The sequence below is a fragment of the Sphingobacterium faecium genome, from assembly GCF_003054045.1.
GTDB classification, from domain to species: domain Bacteria; phylum Bacteroidota; class Bacteroidia; order Sphingobacteriales; family Sphingobacteriaceae; genus Sphingobacterium; species Sphingobacterium faecium.
In genome coordinates this window covers 37219-51329 of the sequence record NZ_QBKH01000009.1, presented here as the reverse complement: position 1 = coordinate 51329, position 14111 = coordinate 37219, and the positions used below count along the sequence as shown (strand labels likewise).

General features: G+C 38.6%; 10 protein-coding genes. 6 read left to right on the top strand and 4 right to left on the bottom strand.

Annotated elements, in window-relative coordinates; translation table 11 throughout:
* Positions 1-9: 9 nt before the first annotated feature.
* The 6 genes from C8N37_RS20610 (at position 10) to C8N37_RS20585 (ending at position 6912) form a co-directional block, all read left to right on the top strand.
* Entirely contained in the window at positions 10-1110 is a 1101-nt protein-coding gene (locus C8N37_RS20610; protein ID WP_244914493.1) for a TlpA family protein disulfide reductase, read from the top strand.
* Between the two features lie 101 nt (positions 1111-1211).
* Positions 1212-1904 (top strand): response regulator transcription factor, encoded by a 693-nt coding sequence (locus C8N37_RS20605; protein ID WP_045754305.1) that lies wholly within the window; start codon positions 1212-1214, stop codon positions 1902-1904.
* A 317-nt stretch (positions 1905-2221) separates the two neighbouring features.
* Entirely contained in the window at positions 2222-3559 is a 1338-nt protein-coding gene (locus tag C8N37_RS20600; RefSeq protein ID WP_108160700.1) for a dihydroorotase, read from the top strand.
* 19 nt (positions 3560-3578) lie between these two features.
* Positions 3579-4631, top strand: coding sequence for a S66 peptidase family protein (locus C8N37_RS20595; RefSeq protein ID WP_108160699.1), 1053 nt, complete (start codon positions 3579-3581; stop codon positions 4629-4631).
* Positions 4632-4759: 128 nt separating this feature from the next.
* The gene (locus C8N37_RS20590; protein WP_244914492.1) at positions 4760-6259 is read left to right on the top strand and encodes a M14 family zinc carboxypeptidase; all 1500 of its coding nucleotides are present in this window, start codon (positions 4760-4762) and stop codon (positions 6257-6259) included.
* Between the two features lie 167 nt (positions 6260-6426).
* Positions 6427-6912, top strand: a complete 486-nt coding sequence (locus C8N37_RS20585) for a GNAT family N-acetyltransferase (RefSeq protein WP_108160697.1) — start codon at positions 6427-6429, stop codon at positions 6910-6912.
* A 74-nt stretch (positions 6913-6986) separates the two neighbouring features.
* Here C8N37_RS20585 and C8N37_RS20580 read toward each other — a convergent pair whose 3' ends face one another.
* From C8N37_RS20580 to C8N37_RS20565, 4 genes are all read right to left on the bottom strand, one after another.
* Positions 6987-8444: a RagB/SusD family nutrient uptake outer membrane protein gene (locus C8N37_RS20580; RefSeq protein ID WP_108160696.1), complete on the bottom strand. Its 1458-nt coding sequence runs from the start codon at positions 8442-8444 to the stop codon at positions 6987-6989.
* A gap of 18 nt (positions 8445-8462) precedes the next feature.
* Positions 8463-11618, bottom strand: a complete 3156-nt coding sequence (locus C8N37_RS20575) for a SusC/RagA family TonB-linked outer membrane protein (RefSeq protein WP_108160695.1) — start codon at positions 11616-11618, stop codon at positions 8463-8465.
* A 127-nt stretch (positions 11619-11745) separates the two neighbouring features.
* Positions 11746-12801 (bottom strand): dipeptide epimerase, encoded by a 1056-nt coding sequence (locus C8N37_RS20570; RefSeq protein ID WP_108160694.1) that lies wholly within the window; start codon positions 12799-12801, stop codon positions 11746-11748.
* Between the two features lie 15 nt (positions 12802-12816).
* Positions 12817-14043 carry a C40 family peptidase gene (locus C8N37_RS20565; protein WP_108160693.1) on the bottom strand — a complete coding sequence of 409 codons (1227 nt, stop codon included), beginning with the start codon at positions 14041-14043 and terminating at the stop codon, positions 12817-12819.
* Positions 14044-14111 lie beyond the last annotated feature (68 nt).

Below are 14111 nucleotides of genomic sequence, written 5' to 3'. Positions count from 1 at the left end.
AATGATAATATGATGAAACAGGCGTTGCTAGTGGTGGGTTGTTTATTTTTATTTCTTATTGGATGTAAAAATAAAGATGAGTTTACAATTTCTGGTCAAATCGAAAATCCCGGAAATATTAAAGTAGTATCCTTATATGAAGGCGAAAGAAAATTAGATTCTATGTTTTTTGGAGATAATAATGCTTTTCAATTTAAACGACCTACTAGTCAAGCACGTCTATTATCGCTTCGTGTGGGTAAAAATCGGTATGATTTGATTGCTTCTCCCGGTGAGGAGATTGTATTCAAAGCAGACCTTCAAAAAGATGTCAATGACTATCTGATCGAAGGGTCAGATCTATCATCCACGATCAAGACTTTCTCCAAAATGAGAAACCGACGTGATGCTGTTCGTGATTCATTGCAGGCAGATTTTGCTAAGAAATCGATCACCGCAGATGTTGATGAAATTGAAAACCTGCGAAGCGAATATAAACAGAAGTTTACCGAACAACTGCAGTATTATACTAAAGCGGCAGTAGATTTTGCTGAAAAGCATGATGATATTGCAGGTTTTTATGCTATCAGTACCTTAGATCCGGAGATCGCAGAATCTGAAATTATAGCCTATGCCGATAAGATCAAAGATAAGTTCTTAGACAATGGTTACGTTACACAGTTCAAAGAAGAAACCAATAAATTGAGAACATTGGCTATAGGTCAGCCAGCTCCAGACTTTGAATCGTTTACACCGAACAATAAATCAATCAAACTATCGGATTTTAAAGGTAAGTATGTCTTGTTAGATTTTTGGGCGTCGTGGTGTATGCCTTGTCGTCAGGAAAATCCCAATATTGTTAAATTATATCATCAATATAAAGCAAAAGGATTTGATGTTTTTGGCGTATCGTTAGACGATAACCCAGGACCTTGGATGCGAGCCATAGCAGATGATCAGTTACAATGGACCCATGCTTCCGATTTAAAAGCTTGGGGTTCGAAGGTCGTCGGCTTGTACCGCATTACAGGAATTCCAGCATCTTACGTATTAAATCCTGAAGGTTTGATCGTTGCTAAAAATTTGCGCGGCAAAGAATTGGAAGATTTTTTAAAGAAAACTTTAAAATAGCGCAAATTATATATTAACTTTCGGAATGTTACTTAACAATTTAATAACACTTCGTTAATGTTTTGTTGTCATTTTGTTCATAATTTAGCAAAAAAAAGAAGATGAGCATTGCAAAGCAAAAAATATTAGTAGTTGATGATGAGCAGGATATTCTAGATTTAATTGCTTACAATTTAAAGCGAGAAGGATATCAAGTATCGACTGCCTCGAATGGTCATGAAGCTATCAATGTAGCTAAAGATATCAATCCAGATCTTATTATCTTGGATGTTATGATGCCAAAGATGGATGGAATTGAAGCCTGTCGACTAATGCGTGCTATGCCTGAGTTTAAGAATACATTTATGGTATTTTTAACGGCTAGAAGTGAAGAATATTCCGAAATTGCAGGTTTCCATGTTGGAGCCGACGATTATATTGCAAAGCCTATCAAGCCTCGTGCTTTGATGAGCCGTATTAATGCCATTTTAAGAAGAAATGTTTCTGAAGAAGCAGCAAGATCACAAGATAAATTAGAAATCATGGATTTGGTTATCGATCGTGATTCTTTCTTAGTGTATCGTGGTGAACAGAAAATTGTTCTTGCAAAAAAAGAATTTGAGCTGATGTACTTACTTGCATCCAAACCCAATAAAGTATTTACAAGAGAGCAGATACTGAAAAGTATTTGGGAAGACTCCGTGGTCGTAACCAATAGGACTATTGATGTTCATATCAGGAAACTGAGAGAAAAAATTGGTGAAGATTATGTCACAACCGTAAAAGGAGTGGGGTATAAATTTGATGTAGCCTAAGCTTACTTTAACTTTTAAAAACAGAAAAGCAGTAATGATTCATTACTGCTTTTTCTGTTTTACTAGATAAGGGTCAAGTTTTTTGATGATTTCAACATAATCAGGAATTTTGGATTATAAATACTTCAAAGCCCTTTACTGTTTATTTATGCTACAGGAAAGTTGTTATGCCAGAGCAAAAATAATTTTGCAAAACCTTTAACAGTACCCCCTAAAACAAATTCCAGCGAATAAATTTAGGATATATTATGCAATTAGAATTGAACATAAAACAAATTTCTCTAAGTTTGTTATCATATTAAATATTACAAGCAACTATGTCAACAATACTTATAAAATCTGCACAAATCGTTAATGAAGGAAAAATAACAACTTCAGATGTATATATCAGCCATGGTCGTATCGAAATGATTGCTGCAGAAATTAATCACCCAGCCGATCAGGAGATTAATGCAGAGGGCTTACACCTTTTACCCGGATTAATTGATGACCAAGTTCATTTCCGTGAACCAGGACTGACTCATAAAGCCGATATATGGCACGAAAGTCGTGCTGCGGTAGCAGGAGGAACCACATCCTTTATGGAAATGCCCAATACAATGCCTAATACGTTGACACAGTCCTTATTACAAGATAAGTATGATATTGCATCTCAAAATGCTTTAGCCAATTATTCCTTCTTTATGGGGGCAGCCAATGATAATCTGGAAGAGGTATTGAAAACCAATCCTCGTGATGTCTGTGGTGTGAAAGTATTCATGGGATCATCGACCGGAAATATGTTGGTTGACAATGAGCGCGCATTGGAAGATATATTTGCCAATTCACCAACGTTGGTCGCTACACATTGTGAAGACGAAACGACTATACAAGAAAATTTAGCAATATACAAAGGGCAATATGGCGATGCAGGATTGACGATAGATATGCATCCACTTATCCGTTCTGCTGAAGCCTGCTACATCTCCTCTTCCAAAGCAGTTGAATTAGCTAAAAAGAACAATACGCGTTTGCATATCCTACACATATCAACGGCCAAAGAAATTGCCTTATTTAGAAATGACATCCCCTTGGCTGAAAAATTAATTACCACAGAAGCATGTATTCACCATATGTGGTTCTCCGATGCAGATTACGCCGCAAAAGGTAATTTTATTAAATGGAATCCTGCCGTAAAAACAGCAAACGATAGAGACGAAATTGTAAAAGCAGTATTGGACGGACACATTGATGTCATTGCTACCGATCATGCTCCTCATACGATTGCAGAAAAATCACAAGCCTATAGTGCGGCACCATCGGGAGGCCCATTAGTGCAACATGCGTTACAAGCATTACTGGATATGTATCATGATGGTAAAATGACTTTAGAGCAGATCGTTCAAAAATCAGCACACAATACAGCAATTTGTTTTCAGATCGAAGAACGTGGTTTTATTCGAGAAGGATATTGGGCAGATCTGGTACTCGTAGACTTGAACAAACCATATACCGTAACAAAATCAAATATCCTTTCCAAATGTGGATGGTCTCCATTTGAAGATCATACCTTTAAATCTTCCATCGAACATACCATCGTTTCTGGAAAATTAGCGTATTCCAAAGGAAGCTTGATCGAGTACGGTTCAGGAAAGCGTCTATTGTTTAACCGATAATTTTGCTAATCCTCCATCTATGGACAAAAGAACCTTTTTAAAATCTTTAGGCATAGCCGTATCCAGTATACCAGCATGGTCATTTGCACAAGAAGAGATTATCGAAACAATAGCCGCCCAAAAGCAATTATTAGCTCGACTATTGTACCCAGGAGATACCATCGGATTAATCGCTCCTGCGGGAGTGATTGATACCGAAGAATCCATTGTGATGACAAGAGAGATCTTTCAAGCTTTTGGTTTCCAAGTAAAAGAAGGAAAACATATCCGCAGCCGATACGGTAACTTGGCAGGAAAAGATGAAGAGCGCCTAGCCGATATCCACAGCATGTTTGCAGACCAAGAAGTCAAAGGCATTATCTGTATACGCGGAGGGGCGGGAGCTTCCCGTTTATTGCCGCAGATTGATTATCAGCTCATCGCCAATAACCCAAAAGTATTATTAGGTTATAGCGATATTACCGCACTGATCATGGCCTTCTATAAAAAGACTGGTTTAATATCCTTTCATGGCGCAGTCGGTATCAGCACATGGAGCAATAGCGTTGCTAAAAATTTTGAAAATCAATTTTTCCTTAATCAGTCAACACAGTTTGCAAACCCAACAGATAAAGGAGATAATTTTATCCAATATAAAGAACGGATCACTACCTTAAGGTCAGGACAAGCAGAAGGTATACTATTAGGAGGAAACCTGACACTGCTCAGTGGCCTATGCGGATCGGCCTATTTACCCGATTTTAAAAATGCAATTCTATTTTTAGAAGAAGTCGATGAAAATATAGAACGAGTAGACCGCATGTTCTGTCAATTGAAATTAGCCGGGATTTTGGATCAGATCAAAGGTTTCGTATTTGGTAAATGTACCGACTGCGGGCCCGCAGGTGGATACGGCTCCTTAACATTAGAACAAGTCCTAAACGATTACATCAAACCACTGGGGGTACCCGCTTACTCAGGAGCCATGATCGGACATATTGCCAATCAATTTATCCTACCTGTAGGCGCACATGTCAAAATGGATGCCGACAAAGGAACGATTACCTTATTACAGCAAGTATTAAAAGATTAATCAAGATAAATAGAATCAGCATATGCATACAGTAGTTTGTAAACCAAAATAATCAACAGATCATGACCACTTCAGATCTTTAACATTACTGAAGGAAATATAAGTGTCTATCATAAACAAAGTGATTGATGAATAAACGGATTAGACTGACGGAAATTAGCTCCATGATGAAAATTATCTTCTTTTTAATCTTCATCATTTCTGTAAATACAATTTTTGCCCAAACCATGAATTTAAATAAAAATGACTTTGATGAAGCCCATTCATTATATAGAGAGTCTACCTTAACAAGCCGGAGATTTAAACATGCTCAAGTAGTCGATTTAATCAAAAAACATCAAGCATCACAGGATCTACAAGTCAAGCAGATCGGACAATCAGTCCAAAAACGAGCGATCTATGAGCTTACCTACGGAGCTGGAAACAAAAAAGTCATGCTATGGTCTCAAATGCATGGCGATGAACCCACCGCAACGATGGCATTATTTGATCTTTTCAATTTTTTAGAAGGTAAAAATGATCAATTTGATTCCTTAAGATCACTGTTGAAATCCCATTTAACCATTCACTTTATCCCGATGCTCAATCCCGACGGGGCAGAAGTTTACACCAGAAGAAATGCGCAACAGATTGATCTTAATCGGGATGCCCGAGATACAGCAACTCCAGAAGGAAAACTTTTAAGACAGCAGGCAGAACTTATAAGACCACAATTCGGATTCAATTTACACGATCAGAATATCTATTATAATGTTCCAGGAACTAAAACACCGGTTACTATTTCGTTATTGGCTCCAGCTTATAACTGGGAGCGGGATATCAATGAAGTCCGTGGCAATGCAATGAAAATAATTGCCGGAATGCATCAATTGCTCCAAGATTATATACCGGGAGCAGTAGCTAAATATGACGATGAACATTCTCCAAGAGCATTTGGTGATAGTTTTCAAAAATGGGGAGCAAGTACGATTTTAATTGAATCAGGAGCATTTGCAGGCGATCCGGAAAAACAGCAGATCAGGAAATTGAATTTCATTGTGATTCTAAATGCTTTAATGCAAATAGCACAAGATAGTTATCAGCAATTTTCAATCTCAGCATACCAACAGATACCTTTCAATGCCTCCCAGTTGCACGACGTTATATTGCGTCGCGTATCGACTGTTTCAAAGGGTTTGCCTTTGAAAGTAGATATTGCCATCCGCCGAGATGAAATCACCGTCAATGACGATTATTACGTTAAAGGATATGTGGAAGATATAGGAGATCTTCATGATTTTTATGGATACGATGATGTAGATCTATCCGATTTTGAATGGGTAGAAGCTCATGTTTATGAATCCCCATTCGAGCATCTCAGCGATCTGAATCCGTCAACGATAAGGGCATTATTGAAACAAGGGTATGCGGCAGTAAGAGTGGATAAAGCTCAAATAAATACGTTGCACAATTTGCCTATACATATTCTAACTACGGGTAAATTGCAGACTTTTAATAGCTTAAGTTTAGGTCAAGAAGCAAACTTTTTCCTAAAGAAAAATAATGAAATTCAATATGCCGTCATTAACGGTTATTTGATAGATTTGAATCAGGAATTACCGTTGAATATGAAACAGATCGTCCGTTAGTTGGTTAGAAGGTTAGTGAGTTAGAAGGTTAGACCATTCGTTACTTGATCACTGGTTACTTCGTTACTACTAAGGAGTTAGAAGGTTATTCAGTTAGAAAGTTAGACCTTTCGTTACTTGATCACTGGTCACTTCGTTACTAACAAAATAAAAGGTTATTTTAAAATATGGATATTAGAAAAACAAAATTGGAGGATTTAGATGAGGTGATGGCTATTATTGACATTGCACGAGGTTTAATGCGAGCAAGTGGCAATACCATTCAATGGACAAATGGCTATCCCTCTCGTGCATATATTCAATCAACGATTGACATAGGAGAAAATTACGTCTGTCTTGAAGACGACACCATAGTTGCGACATTCTGTTTCTCTTTGGATCCTGATCCAAATTATACGGTTATTGAAGGTGGTCAATGGTTAAATGATGCTCCATACGGTGTGGTACATCGCTTAGCTTCTAATGGTCAGGTGAAGGGTGTCGCATCACGATGTTTTCAATGGTGTTTCGAACAATGTCACAATATTCGTGTCGATACCCATGAAACAAATATCCCGATGCAGAAGGTGTTGACAAGATTGGGATATACACGTTGCGGGATTATCTATGTCAGCGATGGAACACCTCGGGTAGCCTTTCAAAAGATCGATTGATTCCTATACCCCTAATAAAGTAAAAGCCTTCTGACCATTGATCAGAAGGCTTTTTACTTTTATAATCAGCGAGATTAGTATCCTGGGTTTTGTTGTGCACCAATACCTGGATTGGCGTTGATCTCATCTGTAAAAATTGGAAGAATCGTTTTATTAAGCGATCTGTCAATTGTTTTAGTACGATGAATCGTATTGATGGAACCCAATTCGTCATTAAATTCAATCTTTTTATTCCAGCGGATCATATCAAAGAAACGATGACCTTCTCCAGCCAGTTCTTTGCTTCTTTCCTCAGCGATGACATCTAAAGATATAGTCGATTCATTCGTTAGGCTTAATTTTGGAGAGCGTTTACGGATTTCATTGAGATAGCTTGCAGCAAGAGCTTTATCCGATTTTAGCGCCGCTTCTGCAGCCATTAAATACACTTCAGAAAGACGGATCACCTTAAAGTTTACCGCAGTGCTGTTTGATGACTTTTTGTCCCCCTCTAAGTTAACGCCACCACTATACTTGTAGATTGCACCCAATCGAGTTGCAGCAGTTTCATCACGTGCCATGACACCCCATCGTACATCTGTATCATCTTGTTTGAGACGAGCTAAGAAATAATCGCTCGCCATAAAGTTTCCTAAAATAGCCGAACTACCATGAGCAGATCTTCTAAAATAGGCGCCTAAAGACGAATTACCCAGATCAGTTTCATTCGGATAAATTCCTAGTTCAAAAATTGACTCAGTACCAAATTCTGATTTCCAGGAATCGACCCAAGCCGTATTGCTATAAAGCGTGTATACTTTTGAGTTGATCACCTCTTGTGCGGCAGCCAAAGCATTTGGATAATCTTCCATATACAAATACACCCTTGCTTGTAAAGCTTTATTGGCATAATAGTTTAAATAGCCATTCAATTTTGTTTTCGGAAGTAAAGTCTCCGCAGCTTTAAGATCCAAGAGGATTTGTTTGTAAGTATCTTCCACGGTGCTTCTCAATTCCTGAGCATCAGCCTTTAAAGACTTTGTGATAATGGGAATACCCCAAGCTGCTTTATTTTCATTATAAGGTTCGCCATAAAGACGCACTAAGTCAAAGTTGACCAATGCTCGAGCAGTCAAAGCCTGACCTTCGTACGAATTAAAATTTTCCAATGAACCCGTCGCTTTTAGACTTTCAATATTTTTCAACAGATTGTTGATTTGGCCAATCGCATTAAAACCCTGTGTCCAGACGCTTGAGTAACTATTGGAAGAAGCACTATGGTTAAAGGTATACAAATAATCAAATCCTCGACCAGCCGCAAAAATAGTGAAATCACCACCTTTTACATCGGCGTACAACGGGAAATTTCGACCATAATAATCTCGATTTGAAAGGATGCTCATGACGCCATTGACAATAACTTTGGCATCAGCAGCTGTTTGGATGGAAGTTTCAGCATCTCCAGAATTTGTAGGTTTTACGTCTAAAAAGTCTTTACAAGATGTAACTGAAAAGGATATAAAGATGCACGAAGCAATAAATAATTTTCTCATTTTTCTCAATTTAATAGGTTAAAAATTAAATTCTAATCCAAATGTATAGGTCTTAGGAGTTGGGATTTCCCAACCACGGGTACCATACTGATTAACCTCCGGATCCATATATTTGTATTTTGAGAAAGTCAATAAATTACTTCCATTAAAGAAAATACGTGCATTGTTGATCCCTATTTTGCTCAAATAATCATTGGGGATTTTATAGGACAAGGAAATGTTTTTCAATCGCAAATATGAAGCATCATAGAGGTGGCGGCTACTGATCTGATTGACATCTTCTAGATCTCGACCAGAAACTATAGGAAAGTTACCGTCTGTATTGTTCGGAGACCAAGATTCATCAACAAAATATTGAGCATGAATTCTTTCCCAATAGTAACCATCATCAGCAACATCTTTTGAGGTCGCATCATATAGTTTTCCACCGATTTTGTAGGCAAAGTTTAAACCCAGTGATAAGCCTTTATATTCCACATCTGTATTAATACCACCGTAGACTTTTGGATTGGCATTGCCAATGATGGTTTGCTGTGCTTTAGTATAGTTGTAACTGGCACCTCTTCCTTCAAATAAGAAATCACCCTCGGTACCATCATTTGTATACCAGACATTTTTACCATTTTCTTTATTGACACCTGCCCATTCTAAACCATAAAAAGCCAATGTCGATTGATTTTCTTGATAGATGAAACGAGCACGATCATCTTTACCGGTTGGATCGTACCAGATGATCGGTTTACCACCACTTAATTTGATGACTTTAGAGTCAATAAAAGTAGCGTTTAAACTAGCAGTCCATCTGAAATCCTGCTTTTTGATGATATCAGAACCTAATTCAAATTCTAAACCTTTATTGTTGATCTCTCCGATATTTTTCAGTGTGTAGGAAAAACCAGTTATGGTTGAGATCGGCACCTGCTGAATAAGGTCCTTAGAATCTCGGTTGAAATATTCAACCGAACCAAATATTTTATTGTCAAATAATCCAAATTCTAAGGCTAGATTGGTCGTGTAATTTCTTTCCCAGGTTAGGTTAGGGTCAGCAATATTACTCAAAGCACCTCCAGGTTGTGTCATGTATTTGTTGGAATAACTCGTCAATGATCTCCAACCAAAATCTGAAGGAGGTAGTGTAGCATTGATTCCATAGGAACCTCTAATTCTTAAAGCATTGATATCTTCTACTTGAGCAATAAAACTTTCTTTAGCTATATTCCATGAGCCTGCTAAAGACCAAAAGTTGCCCCAGCGTGGCAAGGGACCTAATTTAGAAGAGCCATCTCGACGAAAAGATGCCGAAGCAAAGTAGCGCTCATCAAAGTTATATTCAGCACGAGATAATACGGACATCATATTGTTGCCCCAAGAATATGCTCCTGCATCCAACTGCCCCGCGGTAGATACGGTATGTAAAGCCGAAGAAGGTAAGTCTTTTCCTGTGGCACGAACGAAGCTGCTCTCATTTTTTTCAGCCTCAAAGCCTGCTAATAAAGAAACATGATGAAGCCCAAAAGTTTTATTATAGTTAGCCGTAGTCGACGAGACTAGTTTTTGGATGTTAGAAGTGACTTCAGTGACGACACCATTTGTAGATGAACCATTATAATGCTTTGCACTGTAGTAGATATGATCTTTAGACTCCGTCTCATCATATGAAAAGATCGTTTTAACTGTCAATTCAGGAAGCAACTTTAAAGTCAGTGACTCAACAGCAGATATTTTGCTGGTTTTAGAACTATTCTCCCATTCTTTATTGTAATAAAGCGGGTTATAAGCCAAACTACCATAACGAGCGGTCCATTCATTGCCAGTCTTATAGTCTGTAGGCCAGTACAGTGGCCATAATAGATTTCTCGTTTGCAGTAAATAATTACTTCCTGTATTTCGGGTATCATTCATGCCGACCAATTTTGTCTTAGCTATATTGATATTCGACCCAAACTCTAAGTATTTACCAATTTTTTGATTCAGGTTCACGCGTCCACTGATACGGTTATAGTCATTGAGTATGACGCGACTTTTATCCTGTGTATAAGAAAGAGAAGTATAATAGTTCGTATTATCTGTTCCACCGCTTACCGATAGATCATTGGTGTTGAAAATACCCGTTCTGAATAAGGCGTCATTCCAATCGTAATATTTACCCTCCCGATTTTCGATACCATCGGTAAGACCGGTAATGTTGACTTTCTCGTACATCGAGGTTCCTTCCGTCGAAAACCCATAGCCATGTATCCCAAATCTAGTTTTGAAACGGTCTAATACCCATTTGTTTGCAGCTGTTTCGTTCAGTCCACCGGCAATACGAGAATCGTAGAGCACACTGTACAGCATATCAATCTGATCTTGTACTGAGGCTGTTTCGTTATTATCAGTTGCCCAACTTGGACTGATACCTAAAGACGATTTTAAATTAATTTTAGGAGCTCCATTTTTCCCCTTTTTAGTCGTGATGATAATCACCCCATTTGCTGCTCGAGAACCATATAAGGAAGAAGCTGCTGCATCTTTCAGTACTGTTATAGTCTCGATATCAGAAGGATTTAAGGTACTCATGACATTATTTGAGTTGACTAGATAATCGTTCATCTGTCCCGTAGATCCCGATACCACAGGTACACCATCGATGACATATAAAGGTTCATTCGAAGCATTCATGGAGCCGATACCTCGGATACGGATAGCAGGAGTAGAACCCGCTTGCCCCGAACTTGTACTGACTTGTAATCCCGGAACACGACCTGTTAACGCAGTTTGAAAAGAAGTGACCGGTTGTTTATCAATCGCATCATTTTTTACAACAGCAGCAGAACCGGTGTAGGTACTCTTTTTGGCAGTTCCGTAAGCAACCACCATGACTTCATCCAAAGCATTTTCCTCTTTTTGCAAAGAAATGGTCAATGTTTTGCGGCCATTTAATTTGATTTCCTGTTTTTGATAGCCTACTGCGCTAATGACGAATGTGGCATCCGGATTGGCATTAAGTGTAAACAATCCATTGGAGTTTGTCGATGTTGCGGTGCCGCTACCTTTAATGGAGACCGTGACATCAGGAACGGCAGCGCCATTCGCATCCGAAATCTTTCCCGCAACTTGGATTTGTTGTGCATGTACGACTTGCAGAGATCCACAAGCCACCGTACATAACGAGGTGAGTAAAATTTTGTTCATAAGAGTGTTGGTTAGTTATGCTTTTAATAGATTTTGGTTTAGGTCATCTATTGCAACCTTTAAGGGACAAGATAAGTATAAGATCAAGATATTCGTGAAATACAAGATCTTATACCAAGTTATATTTTTACTGAGGGATTACACCTATTCCCGGACGATCCGGTAAAATACATTGCCCATCAATGACTTTCATCCCATCATAAATATCATTGCCAATGAGAAGTGCTCCGTCCAGATCCGCCCAATCCACCAAAGGTGCCAATTGAGCTGCTGCAGAAATCGCACAGGATGTCTCCGTCATACAGCCGATCATCACCTTCATTTTTAATGCCTGTGCCAATTCTGCCATACGTTTAGCTTCTCGCATGCCTGTACATTTCATCAACTTGATATTGATTCCCGAGTACACCCCCTGCAATGCAGTAACATCGATCAACCTCTGGCATGCTTCATCTGCAATAGTTGGTATAGGACTATGTTCCGTAAGCCAAGCATTATCATCGATTTGCTCTTTTGGCATCGGTTGTTCCAAAAATACAACCCCTCTTTCAGCTAACCAATGCGACATTTCAAGCGCTTGTTCTTTGTTCTTCCAACCCTGATTTACATCAGCACATAGCGGACGATCCGTACATTGACGGATGGTATCGATGATCATTTTATCCGTTTCAAGCCCCAGCTTTACTTTAAGAATTTTAAACTGATCTGCTTCCATAACTTTTTTACGGACTACCTCTTCCGTATCGATACCGATCGTATAAGAAGTAGCAGGTATTAACGCTGGATTTAATCCCCATATCTTGTAGAAAGGTTGTCCCAGTATTTTTCCGATCAAATCGTGCAGCGCTATATCCACAGCTGCTTTTGCCGCCGTATTTTTAGCACTGATTTGATCAACGTATGCCAATAGTTCTTCCGTTTGAAAGGGCGAGTTGAATCCTGATAAATCGATATTGTTGAGAAAATTGATGACACTTTCTTGAGATTCGCCTAGATAAGGAGGCATACTCGCCTCACCGTATCCAATGATGCCATCATACTCCAGTTGGGTCAATACAACCGGAGTTGTCGTCCTACTGAAAGATGCAACCGTAAATACGTAGCGCATTTCTAAAGTATAGGGTTTAAATCGGAGTTTGAACGCTCCAAAATCTTTAGTGATCCAATCTGCATGTATACCCATGATCGTTGTTATCTTTTATTTGATACTATAATAGCTGTTATTTTGTACTTTTTGTATTTGTGGGTCTTGAGATCCTAAATATCTTTTTGCTGCAACAACTGTACGTGTCTGGAAATCATCATAATTTGCTGCATCCTTCAACATGCTGTTGATCCGTACAGAACCTGCAGCATGAATAAATGTTCCATTGCCGATATAAAGTGCGACATGCGTAACACGTGCATTTGGATTACTGTTTTTACCAGCCGCAAAAAATAGTAGATCAGCAGGTTTGAGATTTTTAAGCGCCTTTTCAGGATCAAAGTGCCCTTCAGCATCTAAGATATCAACAGATTCACCTGCTAATACCTGTTGAGAAGCATCACGTGGAATCACAAAGCCATTCATAAAATAGGCCGTTTTTGTGAAACCGCTGCAATCTACGCCTTTGACTGATGTCCCGCCCCAAAGATAAGGAAGTCCCAACATCGATTTTGCACTCGAAATTAAGTTTTCAGCTGTTGGATTACGCGTGTCTATCCATTTTTTTAATGATAGCGCTTCTTCTTTCTTAATATAAGCTTTCCTTTTATCGGGATAAGTAACTTCGAAATAGTTGTTTTTTTCTCCAGTCAGCACGAGAATGTCCCCATAAACCAGATCCGATACCCGTTGACTTTGGATATTCGGTTCGGAGAATGACTTTCCAAATTCCGCTGTATAGATTATTTTAGGTTGATTGTTCCATTGCAGTGCTTCCTCTTTTGTCATCGGAGTTACGGCAGAAGCGGGTAACCAGGCAATATATCCTTCAGGGGTGCGTATCCGATATTCACCACGATCTTTTTGCAGGAGATCAACCTGAGTACCCATCAGAACCTGGCTTGCCATTTCAGCGGCATTATCAGGTTTGGTTCTCATATTGCCTACAGATAGATGGACAATACCGATCAATTTATTTCCCAAATTTTGTTCTGGTAATACCGTTATAGCGACAGTAGCAGGAATATCTTTAATTTGTTGCTCGAAAGCTGTTTTAGCAGCCTGTTCCGTCGTTTCTATTTGATAATTATTTTTGGCAACATCAGTTTGAGTAAAGGCAAATATATGAGTACGCTTATCAGGAGCATACGCTTTACGTACGGTTTCTTGCAGTTCTTTGACCTGATGATAAATGGTTGAATCTATCTGTTGTGAGAAGGCATGATTAATGGTTAAAAAGCCTGCACAGGTAAGAATAGCATATTTAAGTTTGTTTGTCATGCTGATTAGTTTGGTTTAAAGATAGACTAAATTGCCTATTTTTTATAAGAAATGATGACGATTTGTGA

Coding starts and splice junctions, on each gene's coding strand:
- C8N37_RS20585 (WP_108160697.1), top strand. CDS start 6,427: ATGGATATTAGAAAAACAAAATTGGAGGATTTAGATGAGGTGATGGCT.
- C8N37_RS20595 (WP_108160699.1), top strand. CDS start 3,579: ATGGACAAAAGAACCTTTTTAAAATCTTTAGGCATAGCCGTATCCAGT.
- C8N37_RS20605 (WP_045754305.1), top strand. CDS start 1,212: ATGAGCATTGCAAAGCAAAAAATATTAGTAGTTGATGATGAGCAGGAT.
- C8N37_RS20565 (WP_108160693.1), bottom strand. CDS start 14,043: ATGACAAACAAACTTAAATATGCTATTCTTACCTGTGCAGGCTTTTTA.
- C8N37_RS20570 (WP_108160694.1), bottom strand. CDS start 12,801: ATGGGTATACATGCAGATTGGATCACTAAAGATTTTGGAGCGTTCAAA.
- C8N37_RS20580 (WP_108160696.1), bottom strand. CDS start 8,444: ATGAGAAAATTATTTATTGCTTCGTGCATCTTTATATCCTTTTCAGTT.
- C8N37_RS20590 (WP_244914492.1), top strand. CDS start 4,760: ATGAATAAACGGATTAGACTGACGGAAATTAGCTCCATGATGAAAATT.
- C8N37_RS20610 (WP_244914493.1), top strand. CDS start 10: ATGATGAAACAGGCGTTGCTAGTGGTGGGTTGTTTATTTTTATTTCTT.
- C8N37_RS20575 (WP_108160695.1), bottom strand. CDS start 11,618: ATGAACAAAATTTTACTCACCTCGTTATGTACGGTGGCTTGTGGATCT.
- C8N37_RS20600 (WP_108160700.1), top strand. CDS start 2,222: ATGTCAACAATACTTATAAAATCTGCACAAATCGTTAATGAAGGAAAA.